Origin of the sequence: Dendrosporobacter quercicolus (assembly GCF_900104455.1) — a bacterium.
Taxonomy (GTDB): Bacteria; Bacillota; Negativicutes; order DSM-1736; family Dendrosporobacteraceae; genus Dendrosporobacter; species Dendrosporobacter quercicolus.
This window is the reverse complement of sequence record NZ_FNHB01000001.1, coordinates 131,728-151,185: the sequence shown is the minus strand read 5'-3', so window position 1 is coordinate 151,185 and position 19,458 is coordinate 131,728. Positions and strand designations below refer to the sequence as shown.

General features: G+C 49.4%; 17 protein-coding genes. All 17 read right to left on the bottom strand.

Annotated elements, in window-relative coordinates:
• Window positions 1–38: 38 nt before the first annotated feature.
• The 17 genes from BLR06_RS00560 to queA all read right to left on the bottom strand — a co-directional run bounded on the left by BLR06_RS00560 (window position 39) and on the right by queA (window position 19,434).
• A complete protein-coding gene (locus tag BLR06_RS00560) occupies window positions 39–659 on the bottom strand; it encodes an MBL fold metallo-hydrolase (protein ID WP_218039423.1) in 621 nt (206 codons plus the stop codon).
• Window positions 660–687: 28 nt separating this feature from the next.
• Window positions 688–2,901 carry a RelA/SpoT family protein gene (locus BLR06_RS00555; protein WP_092067243.1) on the bottom strand — a complete coding sequence of 738 codons (2,214 nt, stop codon included), beginning with the start codon at window positions 2,899–2,901 and terminating at the stop codon, window positions 688–690.
• A gap of 30 nt (window positions 2,902–2,931) precedes the next feature.
• Window positions 2,932–3,450, bottom strand: a complete 519-nt coding sequence (locus tag BLR06_RS00550) for an adenine phosphoribosyltransferase (protein WP_092067241.1) — start codon at window positions 3,448–3,450, stop codon at window positions 2,932–2,934.
• A 14-nt stretch (window positions 3,451–3,464) separates the two neighbouring features.
• On the bottom strand, window positions 3,465–7,010 hold the full coding sequence (gene recJ / locus BLR06_RS00545) for a single-stranded-DNA-specific exonuclease RecJ (protein WP_092067239.1): 3,546 nt from the start codon (window positions 7,008–7,010) through the stop codon (window positions 3,465–3,467).
• Window positions 7,011–7,277: 267 nt separating this feature from the next.
• Window positions 7,278–9,038: a vWA domain-containing protein gene (locus tag BLR06_RS00540; RefSeq protein ID WP_092067237.1), complete on the bottom strand. Its 1,761-nt coding sequence runs from the start codon at window positions 9,036–9,038 to the stop codon at window positions 7,278–7,280.
• A gap of 1 nt (window position 9,039) precedes the next feature.
• Complete coding sequence (locus BLR06_RS00535) at window positions 9,040–10,464, bottom strand: magnesium chelatase ATPase subunit I (protein ID WP_092067235.1); 1,425 nt, start codon at window positions 10,462–10,464, stop codon at window positions 9,040–9,042.
• A gap of 177 nt (window positions 10,465–10,641) precedes the next feature.
• Complete coding sequence (locus tag BLR06_RS00530; protein ID WP_173812512.1) at window positions 10,642–11,112, bottom strand: DUF456 family protein; 471 nt, start codon at window positions 11,110–11,112, stop codon at window positions 10,642–10,644.
• A 33-nt stretch (window positions 11,113–11,145) separates the two neighbouring features.
• A complete protein-coding gene (locus BLR06_RS00525; protein WP_092067231.1) occupies window positions 11,146–12,159 on the bottom strand; it encodes a hypothetical protein in 1,014 nt (337 codons plus the stop codon).
• Between the two features lie 150 nt (window positions 12,160–12,309).
• Window positions 12,310–13,218, bottom strand: a complete 909-nt coding sequence (gene secF / locus BLR06_RS00520) for a protein translocase subunit SecF (protein WP_092067228.1) — start codon at window positions 13,216–13,218, stop codon at window positions 12,310–12,312.
• A gap of 11 nt (window positions 13,219–13,229) precedes the next feature.
• Window positions 13,230–14,435 carry a protein translocase subunit SecD gene (gene secD / locus BLR06_RS00515; RefSeq protein WP_092067226.1) on the bottom strand — a complete coding sequence of 402 codons (1,206 nt, stop codon included), beginning with the start codon at window positions 14,433–14,435 and terminating at the stop codon, window positions 13,230–13,232.
• 92 nt (window positions 14,436–14,527) lie between these two features.
• Window positions 14,528–15,193 (bottom strand): HD domain-containing protein, encoded by a 666-nt coding sequence (locus BLR06_RS00510; protein ID WP_092067224.1) that lies wholly within the window; start codon window positions 15,191–15,193, stop codon window positions 14,528–14,530.
• Window positions 15,153–15,530, bottom strand: coding sequence for a hypothetical protein (locus tag BLR06_RS00505; RefSeq protein WP_340148007.1), 378 nt, complete (start codon window positions 15,528–15,530; stop codon window positions 15,153–15,155). The genes BLR06_RS00510 and BLR06_RS00505 overlap by 41 nt, the downstream gene beginning before the upstream one ends.
• Before the next feature lie 13 nt (window positions 15,531–15,543).
• Window positions 15,544–16,248, bottom strand: coding sequence for a PP2C family protein-serine/threonine phosphatase (locus BLR06_RS00500; protein ID WP_092067220.1), 705 nt, complete (start codon window positions 16,246–16,248; stop codon window positions 15,544–15,546).
• Window positions 16,249–16,288: 40 nt separating this feature from the next.
• Window positions 16,289–16,879, bottom strand: a complete 591-nt coding sequence (locus BLR06_RS00495) for a 5-formyltetrahydrofolate cyclo-ligase (protein WP_092067218.1) — start codon at window positions 16,877–16,879, stop codon at window positions 16,289–16,291.
• Window positions 16,880–16,895: 16 nt separating this feature from the next.
• Window positions 16,896–17,180: a preprotein translocase subunit YajC gene (yajC, locus tag BLR06_RS00490; protein WP_092069707.1), complete on the bottom strand. Its 285-nt coding sequence runs from the start codon at window positions 17,178–17,180 to the stop codon at window positions 16,896–16,898.
• A 79-nt stretch (window positions 17,181–17,259) separates the two neighbouring features.
• Window positions 17,260–18,372: a tRNA guanosine(34) transglycosylase Tgt gene (tgt, locus tag BLR06_RS00485; RefSeq protein ID WP_092067216.1), complete on the bottom strand. Its 1,113-nt coding sequence runs from the start codon at window positions 18,370–18,372 to the stop codon at window positions 17,260–17,262.
• Between the two features lie 42 nt (window positions 18,373–18,414).
• Entirely contained in the window at window positions 18,415–19,434 is a 1,020-nt protein-coding gene (gene queA, locus BLR06_RS00480; protein ID WP_092067214.1) for a tRNA preQ1(34) S-adenosylmethionine ribosyltransferase-isomerase QueA, read from the bottom strand.
• Between the last annotated feature and the right edge of the window lie 24 nt (window positions 19,435–19,458).

Below are 19,458 nucleotides of genomic sequence, written 5' to 3'. Positions count from 1 at the left end.
CTGTCCGTTCGGCGCTGGATTAAATCTGTTGGTCCTGGTTAAACAAACGGATTATTGGCAATTTCCCAGCCAATCGTGGTTTCCGGCCCATGGCCGGGAAATACTTTGGTCTCTGCCGGCAAAACAAATAATTTTTCTTTAACGCTTGCCATTAGTTTACCCATTGAACCGCCTGGTAAATCGGTCCTTCCCACAGATTGGTAAAATAATGTATCGCCGCAAAACAGAACTTTATCGTAACTTAAACAAATCCCGCCCGGCGTGTGTCCGGGAGTATGGAGTACCTTAAACTGAATATTGCCGACCTGAATCATATCACCGTCCTTGAGTAAACGGTCGGCCGGCGGCAATACTAAACCGCCCCCAATATAGCTCGACAAATTGAGACTTGCGCTTATCAGCATGCCGGCATCGGCTTCATGAATCAGAACCGGCGCCCCGGTAGCCTGCTGGACCTTGCCATTAGCCGCAATGTGGTCAGCATGACCGTGCGTATTGATAATCGCTACTGTCTCAAGCTGCTCACCACGCAAATAAGCAATGATTTCTTCGGCATTGCCGCCGGGATCAATGACTGCCGCCTGCTTTGTTTCACTACAATGGACAATATAACAATTCGTTCCCAGTGCTCCTACGGCCAGTTTGACAAATTTGATCATACGCATCCTCCAATGCAGCTGTTCACTGCTAATTACTGCCGGACATTCCCATATTGGGTATACTGCGGTATACGCTGTACACCTCTTTAACCCGGCGCAATTTGGTCATAATGGTTTCGACCTGACTTGCATTGCTGATATCCAGCGTTAGGATGATTGTGACGGTTTTATTTTTGTGGGTTCTGGTATTGACCGAGCTAATGTTGGTCTTACTCTCAGCGGGAATCATCATTAACTCCGATAGTATGCCCGCCCGGTCGCTGCAGGTAACCTCAATGGTAACCTTATACGTATTGTCGGTATGAATATCCCAGTTTACCTCGATCATCCGTTCATACTCGTCCGGCTGATTTAAAATATTCGGGCAGTCGGACCGGTGAACGGAAACGCCCCGGCCTCTGGTAATATACCCCACAATGCCGTCGCCGGGAATCGGATTGCAGCAGCGCGCCAGCCGCACCATCAAGCCGGCCTCGCCTTCAACCAGCACCCCGTGGCTGGATTTGCGTTTGGTATTTTTCGGTTTTAGTCCGGCTAAAATCTGAGAAATATCCGGCGGTGTAGTGCTGCGTAATTCTTTTTTATGTAATTCAATCAGCTTGGTCATAACGCCATGAATGGTTACACCGCCAAAACCCAGCGCTGCCAGAAGATCTTCTTCATTAAGAATATTAAACTTTTTGGCCACCTCAATTAAGCGATCGCCCTTGGACAATGCTTTCCAGTCATACCCCAGTTTTTTACTTTCTTTTTCAATCAGTTCCCGGCCTTTGGCTACGTTTTCCTCGCGTTTTTCCTTTTTATACCATTGACGAATTTTATTGCGCGTTTCGGAGGAACCGACAATATTCAGCCAGTCTCGGCTGGGGCCGTTATTCTGCTTGCTGGTAATAATTTCAACAATATCGCCATTGATCAATTTGTATTCAAGCGGAACAATTTTACCATTGACCTTGGCTCCTACGCACCGGTGGCCGACATCGGTATGAATGCGATAAGCAAAATCAATCGGTATTGATCCGGCCGGCAAATCAATCACATCGCCTTTCGGCGTAAATACAAACACTTCATCGGAAAAAACATCCAGTGTCAGAGCCTCCATGAATTCACGGGGATCACGGAGTTCCTGCTGCCATTCCAGCAATTGCCGGAGCCAGGACAATTTTTGATCAAATTCCTTATCAGCGCCCTTACCGCCTTCTTTATAGCGCCAGTGTGCGGCAATGCCATATTCCGAAACCTGATGCATCGTCCAGGTTCGTATTTGGATTTCCAGCGGCTGTCCCCGGGTACCGATTACGGTGGTATGCAAAGACTGATACATATTGGACTTCGGCATTGCAATATAGTCCTTAAAGCGGCCCGGAAGCGGTTTCCATAAAGTGTGAACAATGCCCAGAGCGCCGTAACAGTCTTTCACGCTGTCCACTAAAATTCTGATTGCTGAAAGATCATAGATTTCACTTAAATCTTTATTGCCTTTCTGCATTTTTTTATAAATACTGTAAAAATGTTTGGGACGCCCCTGAATATCAGCGATAATTCCGACCGTTCCCAGCCGCTCAATTAAAATTTGAATTGAGGCATTTACCAGTTCTTCCCGTTCTTTGCGTTTTTGTTTGACTTTTTCCACCAGTTCATAATACTTTTCCGGTTCCAGATAACGTAACGCTAAATCCTCAAGCTCCCATTTAATATTGGACATACCCAGACGGTGCGCCAGGGGAGCAAAAATTTCCAAAGTTTCTCCGGCTATTTTCCGTTGCTTGGCTTCCGGCATGTGTTTTAAGGTTCGCATATTGTGAAGTCGGTCAGCCAGCTTGATCAGTACCACCCGGATGTCTTTCGCCATTGCGAGAAACATTTTCCGGTAGTTTTCCAGTTGCTGTTCTTCCTTCGATTTGTATTCAATGCGGTTCAGCTTTGTTACCCCATCAACCAGCAAGGCGATTTCCTTACTGAAGTGCTTTTCCAGTTCCACCAGGGAGTAGCCGGTATCCTCCACAACATCATGCAGCAGGGAAGCGCTAATGGTAACAGCATCAATTTTCAAGTCCGCCAGAATCTGGGCAACGCCTAACGGATGAATGATATATTCTTCCCCGGAAACGCGCAATTGACCCTCATGCGCATCATAAGCAAAGGCATACGCTTTTCTGACCAGCTCGACTGGCGCGTCCGGCTGATATGCTTGTATTTGTTTAATGATATCCTCTATTGGCGCTATCGCTTCATTGCCCATCTAGATTTTTCAACCCCGTCAAATTCCATCTCACTGCTTATATTTAAGCAGTGAAGTAATATTATCATGCCCTAATAATTGCCGGCCTTTTAAATATAGCAGTTCAATCATAAACGTCAAGCCGACAACCTCGCCCCCCAGCTGCTCCACCATTTGGACAACCGCCCGGGTTGTTCCGCCGGTTGCCAGCAGATCATCGGCAATTAACACTTTCTGGCCCGGCTTAACCGCATCCCGGTGAACCTCCAGCACATTCTCGCCATATTCCAGTGTATACCGGTAGCTGAGCGTCTCACCCGGCAGTTTGCCGGATTTTCTTACCGGCACGAAGCCCACACCCAAGGCATAGGCCACCGGAGCTCCAACAACAAATCCCCTGGCCTCCGGCCCGACGACCAGATCAATGTCCTGATGGCGAAACGGCTGGGCCAATTGGTTGATGGCAGCATGAAACGCTTTGCCGTCTTTGAGCAGTGTGGTAATATCTTTAAACTGGATTCCCTTTTCAGGAAAATCCTGGATTTCTCTAATCTTTTCCTTAAACTTCACCGATTTGACCTCCCTTATGCATCCTGCGGATATAATGGGCTGTTGATCCACGCTAAAATTTCGTCCTGATCTGCGTTCATCAAGCGGTGAGCAAACAAAGAAAATTCGGTTTTCTCAAGCAGGCCTTCATAATAGGTCGCCGATTGCTCTAAATTACGTTTATGGTCAGGCTGCGGCTGAAGAAAAATTGTCCGCCTGCCGCCGGAAGTTTCCCGCCAGATTAACTGCAAGTCTTCCAATATGCGCAGCGCAACGCCAACGCCGCGCTCCTGAACGGAACCACGGCCTCGCAGCCGTACTTGCTCGGCAATCTCCCGATTGGTTAAGTTTACTTGCTGATGCTGTTTATATTCTGCTTTTAGCACTATGTAAATATTGGCAATCGTTTCCCGCTCCGGTGCTGTATCCTGCAAAATCAACTCATTAAGACGGATATCCTCCTGGCCAAACAAGAGATGAATGGTAGCGGCTCCGCCATCCCGTCCGGCCCGCCCGCATTGCTGATTAAACGTGGTTAAATTAAAGGCCAGGTGATACTGAATCACATGACGGATGTCAGGGAAGTCAATCCCTTCACCAAAAGCGCTTGTGGCCACCACTACCTTTATCGTTCCCTGTCTGTACCATTCTTCAACCTTATTGCGCCATTCATTCGTTAAACCGGCATGATAAAAGGCGATTTGCTGGTCCAGTTCAGGCAGTTTTTCCCGCAACTGACCGGCCAGTTCAACTGCTTTTTTCCGGCTGTTGACAAAAACAAGGGTTTTCTCCTGCTGTTTGACAACATGTATAATATAACTTAATTTATCGACAATATTCCGCCTGTCGGCCAGTGACAGATTATTGCGGATCGTTTTATCAACAATGATTTGATCAATATTGAGCATTTGCTGTATCCCGGCCGCGGTCTCCCTGTCCGCTGTCGCTGTTACGCCCAGCACCAGGGGACGGCCCAATTTTCCGATCATACTGTCCAGCCTGCGATAAACAGGACGCTGCTTGGCGCTATGGCTGATATGATGGCATTCATCAATAACGAAAAATCCAATGCGGTCAATTTGCGCGGTCAATAAACCCAAATGAGCTTCGGCAAACTCCGGTGTCGTCAGCAGTATGTCGACACTGCCTTCATGCAGCGCGGCAAGCAGCGCCGCCCGTTCGTCGGTGCTTAACGTCCCGTTGCCCTTCAACACCCGTAAACCCAACTTGTCCATCTTTCTGCTGAGATGAATGAATTGATCATTGACCAAGGCCCGCAAAGGATAGACAACAATCGTCATCTGCCGGGCGCTAAGGGCCAAAGCGGCGGCGTGAGCTTGAAAAATTGCCGATTTCCCCCGGCCTGTTCCCATAATTGCCAATGTATTTTGCCTGGCTGACAGTCTTCCCAGCACCAGCCGCTGACTGTCATGATACGTCCGGTCTCCCAGCAGCGCCATACGGATGGTTTCATGATCAGCCGGCTTGGAAAGTATCCGGCTGCCGGCAAGGCAGTCCCTAAAAATCAGAACATTTACCCCCAGCTGACAGTCGCTGCCGCCGGTAAGTGCAGTTATCACACAACTGAACAGACGGCCTGCATCCATTGCGCCGGCCATTTCCTTCGCCAGAGCGGCCTTCAAATAGCCAACCATTCGGCCACTCTCGTCCAGTACTTTGATTGCATTGCCGTCATAACAATTTAATGGCTCGCGCTGCAGGGTTAAAGGCTGGCCGGGCTGCAGCCCGGCGATGACAGCCTGGCGATTGTCAAAAGTCACCCCGACGATTTTCGTAAAAAACTGTTCGGAATCTATCAGGTTTTTATATTGATTAAACGAATGATCGGCTGAATATAATTGATCAAGTTCACTCAATTGCTGATCATTCCCCCGGATATCGCGGGTTTTTAATTGAATGTTGCTGCGACCGTTCCAATGGTTTATTTCCGGCTGAAAAGCAACATCAACTACAGCATTGCACTGCAACTGCGCAGTTAATTCACCCATTTCCCAGGCAATACCATCACCGCTGACATTCTTTCGCCGCACCCGGAATTTAAGATGGCGCCCTTCCTGCCCAATCGCCCGGAGATCAGACAGAATAACATTTCTACAGGCAAAAACCGGACTTGGATTGCCCATGCCAAAAGGCTCCAGACAGGCCAGCTCTTCCACCAGCCCGGCATTGATTTCCTCCAGGGCCACTTCGGCATCAATATTTAACACCGGAATATAATCTGTTTCGGATAACAACTCTGCAGCTATATTATTCAGCCTGTTTCGCAATTTGTCAATATCAGCGGCGGCAATACTTAAGCCGGCGGCCTGACGATGGCCGCCATACTGTATCAAAAGGTCCTCGCACTTTGCCAGCGCCTGATAAAGATCAAAACCGGCGATACTGCGGCCTGAGCCTTTGCCGATCCCATCCTGAACGCCAATAATAATGGTAGGACGGTAATAACGGTCAACCAGACGCGATGCGACAATGCCAATTACGCCGGAATGCCAGTTATCCCCCGCCAGTACGAGCACCTTGGCCGTCGCAAGGTCAAGGTCTTGCAGTTGTTCTTCCGCTTTGGCCAGAATCTCTTTTTCCACCAGCTGTCGTTGGGCATTGCTGTGATCCAGCTGGCTTGCCAGTTCAGCCGCTCTACTTTGATCGTCTGTCAGCAACAGCTCCACACCGCCTGCCGCCTGCCCCAAACGCCCGGCTGCGTTTAGACGGGGCGCCACAACATAACCGATCTTGCCGGCATCCAATTGATCAGGCGTCAGGCCGCAAACCTTGATTAATGCCTGTAATCCGGTATTGTCCGTTGCTGCCAGCCGCTTCAGTCCCAGTTTAACCAAAATGCGGTTTTCACCCACCAACGGCACGATATCGGCAATGGTGCCAACTGCCACAATATCGAAAAAATCCATCAACTCCTGGTTCTTCACTTTGCGCCACAACGCCTGGCAAACCTTAAACGCCACGCCGACTCCCGCCAGGTTTTTTTCCGGGTATAAACAGTCCTCCTGCTTGGGATTAACGATTGCTGCAGCCTCAGGCAGCACCGCCGGAGGCTGGTGATGATCGGTAATAATGATATCCAGTCTGCGATTTACCTGCGCCACAGCCTCGACAGCGCTTATTCCGCAATCTACTGAAATGATCAGACCGGTTCCGGCCTGAATAAACTGCTCCAAAGCCTGGGCATTCAGTCCGTAACCCTCACTTTGGCGGTCGGGAATATAATAGTCAGCCTTGGCGCCAAGCTGCTGGAGTACTTTTAACATAACCGCCGTGGCCGTTATCCCGTCCACATCATAATCGCCATAGATCATTATTTTTTCCTGACTGTCAATTGCTTTTATGATCCGCCTAACGGCTTTGTCGCAATCTTTTAACTGCCCTGGACTGCCCAGACTATCGGCTGTGCCGTGCAAAAAGGCCTGCACCGTCTCGTCCTCAATCTGACCGCGGTTAATCAGCAACTGCGCGATCACCTTTGAAACAGCAAACGAACTGGCAATTTTTTCATTCAGGTCCGGTTTAACCGGAAAAAAACGCCATGCCTTAGGTAGTTTGGCCATAATACCTCCATCGGTGCTAAAACATCGCTTATCTATCGGTTAAATACTCTATTTGCTTTTCTTATGTAGGCTAAATTGTTACATAATCATGTAATATTCTCGGAAAGAATACAATAATCCTTTTCACTTGATAAAATAAAACAGGCGCTGCTCCGTTCACGGAAATAGCGCCGGACAGACGGTATTCTTTTTCAACAACATAGCTCCGCAGCAGAACCGTAAATCAAGCCCGCCGCCGGCAGGCTTTAGAGCAAGCAGACCTTCGGGTCAAACCAGTTTCAGCCGCTGCTCCCAGGCCGCCTGCACCAGCAGTTGTTTTTCCAGCTCCTCCAGCATATAGGCGCTTCCCCCGGCCAGCTCGGCCAGCTGGGTAAGATAGCTGTGATGAGGTTTCAACCCAATACAGGTAAAGCCATACCCCTGTTGTTTTATTGCCCGCGCCGCCGCCAAAGCATCGGCGACCGGATCACGGGATTGGTCGGCCAAAGTCGGCAGGCCGTCGCTGATTAACAACAGCAGCGGATTGTGCGTTCTGGTATTGGTTAAATAGTCCAGGCAGGTCTTGATCCCCAGGGCCAACGGGGTTGCCCCGGCAGGTTTTATTGTCCGCAGGCAGTTCTCAACTTCCCGGTAATCACGGGTCAGCGGAACGGTAATATTGGCATAGTTCTCCTGAAACGTAATAACACCGACCCGGTCAGGTGTTGATAACAGCAAATATCTGACTAGAAACTTGGCCGCTCTCCATCTTGCTCCCGTCATGCTGGCGCTGGTATCTATCAGTACGCATAATTCAGCTTTGCTGACCTTCTCCCGGGCAAAATAGCTTATGTCCTCATCATTAATCTGAAATTCAGGCTGTTGGTCAATCACCATCCGCCGGGCGGCAAGGGCAACGGTATCGGCGACAGCCAGTTCCCCGTCTTTTTGGTCATTATTCTTCTGCCAGGCGGCAACGCCGGTATTCCATTCATAGCGGCAACACTGAATTTTATTTTTTCCCGCCTGCCTGGACAGCGGTTTAATCGCCCGGAAAGATTTTCGTAGATGAGCTTCAATTTCAAGAAAATGCTCCTTTAGGTACTGTTCTAATTCTTGGCCATAAACGGTAAGTTCCAGTGATCTTTGACCCGCTTTGACAATTCCCATACCGGTCAGCCGGTCCAGTAAGCGCTGCCTTTCACCGTCATCCTCCAGATCTTGCATGAATTTGCTCTTATTGGGCGAATGTAGTTTATTCATAAACTGCTGCGCATCCTGAATAGTGTCAAAATGATCGGCCAATTCGAGTGCATCCTGAACCAATTTGTGCTGTTTTACCGCTGGGGACAGCTTTTGTCCAAACCCACTGCTGTTGCGCTGCATAAAGGAATCGGTTTCATCCGTATAGTCCGCCATCTCCGGCTTCTCCTGCTTTCCTTTAATATGAATCAGCCGCTCGTTGCGGCGCAGCTCTAAATGATTGGACAGAATAACAGCCTCTATCGCCAACACGGCATAAAATAAAAATGCCTGGTGCTGCGCCTCGAACATAGCGGCAAAATGAACATGATTTTCATGAGCCTTGCGCAGCGATAATTTTTTACCGTAGGTTAAAGCGCCGGTAACCCGCCCGCCGCCGGTACCGGTTTGGATGTCAATATAGTCGGTGTTCACTCCGCGGCTGCCATTTTCAGCAAAAACAATACTGCTTAACGAAAATTGAAACTGATAAACATCCGCTGCCCTTTTTAAGGCTGCCGCCACCAGGTGATGGTCAATCAAGCCCTGCTGATGAAAGATATCCATATGATATACCCTGCCGGCGGCTGTTTGTTGATAAAACGTCTGCCCGGCGTCGACATCCTGCAGAATATGGATAAATTGCGGCGTCAATGGATTGAAGGTGTGAACTTTTTGGCTGACCACTGTACTTTGTCCGATTCTTGCCCCTTTGCCCTGTTTCATCGCAGCAGCCAGCTTTCGTACCGGCAGCGCTAAATTGGCTAAAAATTGAACGTCCTGTTTATCCCAGTTTTGCGCTTTCATCCTATTTTTTATCCTCACCGCTGACAAATTGCTCCAACGTATGCTCCATCAAGGGCAATGCCGTCTGTGGCGGCGCCATGATAACGGAAGAATTGGCTGGGGCCGGCGGTTTGTTTGCCGCCCGGCCTGCGGCGCTGCCGGCCGGACACCCTCGCGCCGGACCGTTCGCCGACGGCCTGGAAGAGTTTTCCTGCGGACGGCCGTTACCGGCGTTGCCGGACGACTTTGCGCTGCGCCCCGCGGTATTGCTTGGACCGGCATTGCTTTCCCGGCGCTGCTTTGGTTTCACCTTAAAGCGGTTAAGCAGGCTGGTCAAAAATTGTTTAAGCCGGGCCCAGCCGTAAGGCGGCTGTCCGCTAGTTTCCGCCTCATCCAGGCTTTCTTCCGGACCGGCGGCTGTGCTGGAGCCTGCGGGCTGAAACTCACTCAACCGTTCTAAGTACCGCAATATACCGGCAATGGTCGACCGGTCCGCCCGGTGCCCCAACACCAGTGGAACTGCCGCAATTAAATCTTCGACTGCAACATCATTACGGCCCTTCATGAGAGCGGTTAAGCCGGCGGCCGTTTCCATGCCCTCAACTGCCCGAATACTTTCCAAGCCATAATCCACATAAATATTCGCCAGCGCCTGCTTAATTTTGGCCTCTGTCACTACCTTGTGGATGCTGCCGGGAATAGCGAGCAGCTGTTTAGCCGCGTCAACCGGCAGCCCCTGCTGCTCCAGAATGGCCACTATATCCCGATAGGCGCTGGGACGCCCCATGCTTACCGCCAAATCAAACCGGTCAGACAGCTGCTTGCGGACGTACGACAACGGACCCGGATCTTCATCCGGATTGGATGCAGCCCATACGGTTACGTTAACCGGCAATTCAACTTTTGGCAGTCCGGTTTCTTCCACTTGAATGCGCCCCGGTTTTGTGCCCATTACATCAAGTAATACATCAGCCAATTCCGGTGAAGTATCGGCCAAACGGTTGATTTCATCAATAAAAATGATGCCCCGGTGAGCCTGCGGTATCGTTCCGGGCAGCAAAGCTGCGGTTGGCTTTTTCTTATCGGTTAGCTTTCTTAAGTCAATACTGCCGACGACAGTGCCTATTTTGGCCGATTGCGATATTTCCAAAAACGGGCAGGGAATTAGCTCAGTGCCGATCGCCGCAATTTCCGCGGACGATAGCGTCCGGTGCTCAGGACAATGCGGCCTGGCCGGATGACAATTGTAGATACAGTTTTTAATTCTGACAATGGGCGGCAAAATTTCTTTTGCTGCCCGTATAATACTGGTCTTGCCGGTTCCGCGCAGTCCTTCGGCATGAACATGGAAGGGATGCGAGTCATTCAATGCAATGATTGACATTTCCACAGCGCGAAATAATTCTCGGTTCCCGTCATGTCGAACCAATTGGTAGTAAGATTTCAACCAAACCCCTCCCTGATGTTGAAACTCGGCAACATGATGATTGGGTCCATTGCTATCCGGCATTCTTTTGCCATAACTGCTTTTTAGCCGTACTCATATTTTGCCCGTCCTAAAAACTTCAATACCACCCCCAACCGTCTCATTTCGCAGACATCATAGTTTAAACTGTCAGCCACATTAAAGAAATACATACTCAATGATCAAGTAGATCATGACAAGTCCGAAACAAAACCGGATAACCGCCACCAGGATTAGCCTTTTAAGAATTTTGGCAACGCTTGTCCAGCGGGAAAACAAAGCCTTGCCGGCCAATAATTCCCACAGGATTGTCCCGGCCGACGGGCCTAAGATTGCTTCGCTGACAATTAATCCGGCCATATTTCCCACGGTGGTATCCGTACTAAACGTTCTGGTAACGTCTTCCCGCCCTGTTACATATGCTCTGAGCGCTCTTAAGCCTGCTTCAGCTACCGCCACCGCCGCGATCAGTACATAAGCCAGCCACGGCTGGTAGGTAACAAAACCGGTAAACCACCAGTAAGCAGCTGCCCCGGTAAATATGATCAGAGTTCCCGGAATGCGGGGAAACACTGTACAATATAAGCCAATCACCATAATGATCATAACTCCAAGCTTCAGTACCAGCATTTTCATCCTCTTTTTGGCATCAATTTACTATCATTATGAGTGATTTAGCCCGTATTTATGTAAGGTATAGGCAGTATAAAGAATAAAGGCTCCGGTAACCATTCCGCTTAATCCCATTACCGTAATAATCGTGGTTAAATTTAATAAACTGCCCAGATAGACCAGCAAGCCGGAAATAAGCAAAGAATAGTTGAATGATAAACCAGTTAGTATCCGCATTTGCCGGGCATTAACATTCATTGCGGGAACCATAGCGCTCATAAAGGTGCAAAATAAAATCAAATTAAACAGATAAAAGCCGGCCGGACCGGCAATATGACCGGCAATCATACTAATCGCCAGCGGTCCATGCAGCCCGGCGGTCAGTATTAAGTGAACAATCCCCAAAGTAATCAGCCCTTCAACCACTTTAGCCAAAATAACCAGGGCAATCGTTTTACAGCCCCGGCGGGACAGATGAGCGGCTATTTCTACGATCAGCGCTGATTTCATGCCACCCGCATTATAACCAACCAAGGCTGAAACCAATAACCAGTTAACTTCGCCGATATCCAGTTCACCGGCCGGAAATGAAAATCCGGAAACGCCAAAAATTGCAATGATTACCGGCACCAATAAAAACGCGGCATAATTGGAAAGTTTCAGCAATTCATCCGCATAGCCGGCCGCCAATAAGGAGAACAGCAGAATACAGGCAGGAATGGCGGCTCCCAGGGGTATACCCAGGGAAGTGTTGGTAATCCAGCCCGAATAAAAACCGCCGGTAATCACACTGGCCGGCAGGCAGATGGATAAAATAACCGCTGCAGCAATTTTTTTCCCTTGGCAGCCAAAGAGCTTATGCACAACAAATACCAGTTCATTCCCGGTCTTTACACCGATCCAGGCCGTCAAGCCGGCCATGAGGGAACCAAAAATGATGTAGGCCAGTATTGTTACAATATAAATATCTTTTCCCAGCATAACCGCCATATCCGGCACTACCGCGACATTATTGCCGGCAATGTGAGCCAGAGCTAAACATATGGATGGCAACAAAATCCACATCGTTTTCACCTGCCCTCTCTGTGCTACATGATATTAACATCAGAAGCTTTTGGTGAATTATACTTTCAATAGTAGCCAAAATAAAACAGGGCGCCTGTCAATGCTGCTGCATTTTCAGACACCCTTGATGATTGCCGAATAAGCATTTTTTTATTTCGCCGGATTAGTCTTCCCGGCCAGCCGTTTGCGTTCTTCCGCCTGCCTCAGCATAACCCAGACCGGGCTGGCAATAAAAATGGAGGAATAAGCGCCCACGGTAAACCCGATCAATAAAGCCAGGGAAAAATCTCTGGTCGTATCCCCGCCAAAGAAGTACAGTGAGCCTGCGGCGAACAATACCGTCAGCACCGTATAGATGGAGCGGGTCATGGTCTGGAGAATACTTTTATTCACCAGATGCTCCAAGCCTTCGCTTTTCCGGTAAGCCTTTAAATTCTCCCGGATACGGTCAAAAATGACGATGGTATCATTAATTGAATAGCCGACGATGGTTAGCAAGGCCGCCACAAAGGAGGCGTCGATTTCTTTCTGCAGCAGGGAAAATGCTCCCAGCACAACCAAAACGACATGGACCAAACCAATGATACCGGCAATTGCAAATTTAAATTCAAACCGGTAAGAAATATAAGCAATCATTAATGCCCAGGAGAGGACCAGCGCCAAAATCGCCTGTCTGGTCAGTTCGGAACCAATCGTTGCGCCGACCTGCTCTATTCTGAGTACTTCAAAATCGCCAACCTTCTGTTTCAAATCAGCCAAAACAGCCAGCCGGTCTTCCTCACTTAACATTGTTGTACGGATAAACACATTTGGCGCTGCATCGGTCTGTCCCTCAGCCGCCAGTTGAATGGTACTTCGCTCAAAATGATGCTCTTTTAACGCTTCGCGCACCTCAGTTACCGTAACCGGCCGCGTAAACCGCAAGTCCAGCAAATTGCCCCCGGTAAAATCAATGCCCAGATTAAATCCCTGTACTGCCATCGAAATAAAACCGGTGATGATGATGAGCGCAGAGAACGAAAACCACCATTTGCGTTTGCCAATAAAATCAAAGTTCATCGTTTTCCCTCCTACGCCCCAAACATTTTGCTGTTTTTCACCGCATTGGCATAAATGAGCGTTCTTAACAGCCACCTGGTCACGGTAATAGCAGTAAACATGCTTAAAATTGTCCCCAGAATCAAAGTTACCGCAAACCCTTTGATTGCGCCTGTACCTAAATAAAACAGGACGGCGGCCACAATCAAAGTTGTCACATTGGCATCCAAAATGGTATTGAACGCCCGGCTAAACCCGGCATCCATGGCGGCCCGCAAGGTTTTGCCGCTGCGAAACTCTTCCTTAAACCGTTCAAAGATCAAAACATTGGCGTCAACAGCCATGCCTACCGACAAAATAATCCCGGCAATTCCCGGTAAAGTCAGCGTAGCATTCAGCATTTTCAGGGCCACTAGCAGCAGCAGCACATAGACCAGCAGCGCAATATTGGCCACAAAGCCGGACAAACGATAAAACGCCAGCATAAATAAAATAATTGCCGAAACGCCGATCGTAAACGCCAGTATACTTTTCTGTTTTGAATCCTGGCCCAGTGTCGGCCCCACCGTCCTGGTTTCCATAACCTCAACCTTTACCGGCAGGGAACCTGAACGAAGCAGAATGGCCAATTGCTGCGCTTCCTCAATCGTACGATTGCCGGTAATGACCGCTTTCCCGCCGGGAATCGCCTCTTCCACCACCGGGCTGGTCAATACCTGCTTATCCAACAAAATAGAGATATGCTTCCCAATGTTTTGGGCGGTCAGATTGGCGAATTTTTTCGCACCCTCATCGGAAAATTCCAATGAAACCAAATTACGGTTGCCTTGATCAATTTGGGCTTTGGCATCTTTTAAGTCTGTGCCGGTCATGACTGTAGCGCCGCTTTCATCCTGAAATTCAAGCAGCGCCGTCTTGCCAATCAGTTCTATTGCTTTTTCCGGTTCTTTGATCCCCGGCAATTCTACAATAACCCGCCGGTCACCCTGCCGTTGAATAATCGGTTCAGTCAGCCCCAGCTCATTGATGCGCCGCTCCATGATCTTGACAACCCGCTGAACAGCATCATCATCAACCTTAGCTTCCGGAGTATCCACAGCCTCAAGCACAATATGCGTTCCGCCCTGTAAATCCAGACCCTGTTTAATCGATCCGGCCAGGGGTGCTATATAGTAACCAAACACAGCTACTATTGCCACTACAATTACCAAAAACTTGGTAAGATTACCCCATCTCAACTACTTCTCCCCCATTTCTGTTCGTCGACCATTGGTCATTCGCATTTAATTATAGCTGGAATGTTATGACAATGTCAACGAAAGCGCCTGTCTTAAAGCAACTGATAATCATTGATAATTAAACCAAAACGACAGTCCAAAAACTGCGCCGCCCGGCGGCACATAACCATCCGGGCCAGGAATATCTCAAAATATTCCATGACCGGGCAGATTGAAGTGTCAATTTTAACCTCTAACGTAACCGTGTTTAATTCTTTATTGACCGTAAGCAGGCTGCTTTCAGCCGCATAATTCACCCGGTCGTGAATTTCAAACTTAGCAAAATCCTTGCTGGTCACCCGGGTGCGGTATACATCCGACTTATCAGCCAAAATGAGCGCCGCAGCCACATGGTTGACCGCATTGCCCCGTTCCTCCTCATGATTGCCGATGGCTGAAACCACCAGGGCAATTTCTTCCGGCGGCATTCCCAGGCGCGACAGTATTTGATGCGCCATGACAGCGCCGTTACCGCCATGATTATAGCGGTTGACCATATTGGCGATATCATGCATATAGCCGGCAACCGCCGCCATTTCACAGTCACGCTGGCCATACCCCAAATCAGCCAGCACCCGGTAGGCTCTGGTCGACACAATGCCGGCATGGCGCTGACCATGCTCGGTAAAGCCTAAACGGCTGAGATATTCGGTACTGCATTTGAGATATACTGTAATTTCATGATCCTTCTTCAGATCCTCTACGGTTATCCTGGCCATAGTGAAAGTCCCTCCGTATGTAGTCCAGTACAGTTTGCGCCACATCTTCTTTCGATAACAAGTCAGTTTGGATAAACAGGTCGGCATGTTGTCTTGCATCCATTAACCGCTCGCGCTGCAGCGCCAGCCGTTCTTCGCCCCACGGCACATCCCGCCGCTTGCGAATGGCCGGCAGTGTTGCATCCAGCATCACTAGTATATCCGGTTCTCTGCGTTTCCATAGCTTTTTAATCCCGGAATGCTCCTGGGCGACATTATAGGCTTCAAAGCCCAATTCCCGCAACCGTTTGACCAGCGTAGTTTTGCCTGCAACACAAACACCAACAACTGCAATCAACAAAAAACCACCTCTAACACGGAAAAGACACGCTCATCCGTCTGATTTTATCCGGATTCTCGCTTTCACATATCGACAGTACCACCACTGTCATATCATCACCGGGACGGTATTCATCGACTTTTAGGGCGTATTCCAGAATACTGTCGGCGATAAAGGCAACATCGGCAGCGCCATTTTCCTCAATAATTGCCAAAATTTTGGCAAAGTCAATTTCTTTGCTTTTTTTGCGGCCGGCTGCCTGAATGCCATCAGTATACGCTATGAAAATCATACCGGCTTCCAGCGGAACCTGGTACATTAACGGTTTTGTCCGCTTGTGCACCCCAATTGAATTTACCTCTTCGTCGTAAATCGTTAGTCCATAAGCATCCTTAACAATGACCGGACAATTGGAATTCCGGCTGATGACCACTGTACCGGCATCCAAATCGGCGCTGATTAATGTAAGGGTAGAAGATACTTTACCATCCTTGAGCGCATAAAGATAATCGTGAACAGCCCTGGCGACAGCGCCATCCCGGGCCCCATCGGCAATCAGCGCAGCCGCTTTATTGACCACCAGGCTGCTGGTATTTCTGGCCGCCCTGCCGCTGCCCTGTCCATCCGCCAGGATGGCGGTAATGCCGCCTTGCGGACGCTCGGCGACTTCAACGCTGTCACCACTGTGCGAAACGGCGTATTTATTGATTTTTGCCATGCCAATCTTAATTTCCACTTTATACTCCTATCACGAAACAGGCAAAATGCCGCCGAAGCTACATTTTGCCTGTTTGACAATTGATGATGCCAGCGTGTGTGGCCAAATGGTCAACCAAATAATCATGATCCTCACAAGGGATGCTGGCGGCTATTTGGCACTGCAGCGCCAGTCCTATCCGTACCGCCTGGCCGGACTGCGCCAGAAAGCGGTCATAAAACCCGGCGCCCATCCCCAGCCGCTGCCCGGTTAAGGTAAATGCAACGCCCGGCACGATAATCAACTCAATGCACCCGGGGTCAATCACCGCTTTTTCCGGCGGCGGCGCCAGTATTCCGTACTTTCCCTCCACCAGCTCGGCCAGGCTGTTTACCTCAGCCGCAGCCATGCTGCCATAAGGACCGTCAATTCGGGGCAGACAAAGTTTTTTCCCCTGCTGCAGAACATCCTGCATAATCAATTCCGTCTGCGGCTCATCAGGCATTGCCGCGAAAGCCAGCACAACTCCGGCAGCGGCATAAGGCTGGCAGGCAAGCAGTTTTTGGGCAATTAAGGCGCTTTCGGCGACAATCGCCGCCGGACTCAATTTACGCCGCTCCAGCAGCATCATCGTACGCAGCTTGCTTTTTTCAGCCTGTATTGATTCCATAAAACAGCCTCATCCACTATTTTTTAGGGTTATTTTTTGTGTCACTCTCATTCACACTGATTGCCGTACGGGAGACGTTGATTTCCACTTTATCAGCAATTTTAATTGTTACAAGTTTCTCCGTAAGGGCGGTAATTGCCCCATGAATTCCGCCGGCAGTGATTACCCGGTCGCCTTTTTTCAGACTATCGAGCATATTGGTACGGCGTTGTTGTTCCTTCTTCTGCGGCCTGTACAGTAAAAAATAGAATACAAACCCCATAAAGAGAATCGGGCCGTACGAGGCTAACATTTGCATCATTTCCGGTGATAAATTCACGTTTAAATCCCTCCATCATCATAATACTACCTATATTCCGCCTGACTGCCTGATAATCCTGTCAGCTAAGGCGATAATTCGCCAGGAATTCCTCGCGAAAAGCCACAAACCGGTTTTCAATAATTGCCTGACGCATTTTTTTCATAAAATCCAACAGGAAATGCAGGTTATGAATTGTTGTCAGCCGCAAGCCGAAGATCTCCTCGGTCTTTAGCAGATGCCGGACATAAGCCCGGGAAAAGTTTCGGCAGGTATAACACCCGCATTCCGTATCAACCGGTGTAAAATCACGGGCAAACTCGGCATTTTTTACCACAAGCCGCCCCCGGCTGGTCATTGCCGTACCGTTACGGGCAACCCTGGTCGGAAACACACAGTCAAACATATCAATGCCGTGCATTACCCCTTCCACCAGGCAATCCGGCGTGCCCACGCCCATTAAATAACGCGGCTTGTTTTCCGGCAGCTGCGGCGCCGTATGTTCCAGCAACTCATACATCAGCGGCTTTGGCTCGCCGACGCTTAACCCTCCGACCGCATAACCGGGGAAGTCCAGAGCAATCAAATCTCTGACGCTTTGCGACCGCAAATCCTTATACATGCCTCCCTGCACAATACCAAACAGCGCCTGATCTTTTCTGGTATGCGCTTGTTTACAGCGTTCGGCCCACCGGGTAGTACGTTCTGTTGACAGTCTGGCGTAATCGTGTTCAGCCGGGTAGGGCACACATTCATCAAAAGCCATAATAATATCAGCGCCAAGCGCCATTTGTATTTCAGTCGCTTTTTCCGGTGATAAAAAATGCTTTGAACCATCAATATGCGAACGGAAGTTAACGCCATCCTCGGTAATTTTGCGCAGGGGACCCAAACTAAATACCTGAAATCCCCCGCTGTCGGTTAAAATTCCCCGGTCCCAGTTCATAAACCGATGCAACCCGCCAGCTTCGGCAACCAGGTCAGCGCCTGGCCGCAGATACAAATGATAGGTATTGCTAAGAATGATCCCGGCGCCCATTGCTTTGAGTTCGTCCGGCGACATTGCCTTTACTGTGGCCTGGGTACCGACAGGCATAAACATCGGTGTATCGAAAACGCCGTGCGGCGTATGGAGCCGGCCAGCCCTTGCCCCGGTCTGCGGGCAGCGTTTAATTAATTCATAAGTTACCGCCAACTTGCTTCCTCCTACTTCGGTAAATATTAGATAAATATTTCTTCAAATAATTAGCATTGCATCGCCGAAGCTAAAAAAGCGGTAGCGCCGTTCAATCGCTTCCCGGTAGGCGTCCATCACCGCATCCCGTCCGGCAAAGGCGCTTACCAGCATCAGCAAAGTAGATTTTGGCAAATGAAAATTCGTAATCAGCCCGTCAATCATATTAAATTGATAGCCGGGATAAATAAAAATATTGGTCCAGCCGCTGCCGGCCGCCACTTTGCCGCCGGCGCCGGCCGTTTCCAACGTCCGGATGGCCGTAGTGCCAACGGCGATTACCCGTTTTCCCCGCTCCCTGGTACGATTGATCAATTGCGCCGTTGCCTCCGGCACCGAGTAATACTCGCTGTGCATGACATGCTCCGTAATCTGCTCAACATTGACCGGCCGGAAAGTTCCTAAGCCGACATGAAGGGTGACATATCCTAAATGAACGCCCTTGTCTGCGATTTCCTGCATTAATTCAGGCGTAAAATGCAATCCGGCTGTCGGCGCGGCCGCCGATCCGCTAAACCGGGCATAGACCGTCTGATAACGGTCCTTATCGGCCAGTTTTTCTTTGATATACGGCGGTAAAGGAGTATCTCCCAACCGGTCCAGCAGTTCTTCGAAAATCCCCTGATAACTGAACCTTGCAATTCTTCCGCCAAAATCGGTAGCGGCAATGATTTCGCAGGACAGCTCATCACTAAAACGGATGACTGCCCCCGGCCGGACCCGTTTGCCGGGTTTAACCAGCACTTCCCAGTCATCGCCATTCTTCCGGTTAAGTAAAAACACTTCAATTTTGGCCCCGGTTTCCCGCTTTATTCCAATCAGTCTGGCCGGCAAAACTTTTGTATCATTAAAGATCAGCGTATCGCCTGATTCCAAAAAACCCGGCACATCATAAAAATGACGGTGCGCGAGCTTTCCGGTTTCCTTATTCAGTACAATCAGCCGCGAACCGTCGCGTGGTTCATGCGGCCTCTGGGCAATTAACTCTTCCGGCAGTTCATAATCAAAATCGGCTAACAGCATAACAAGCTCCTTAAACGAATCCTA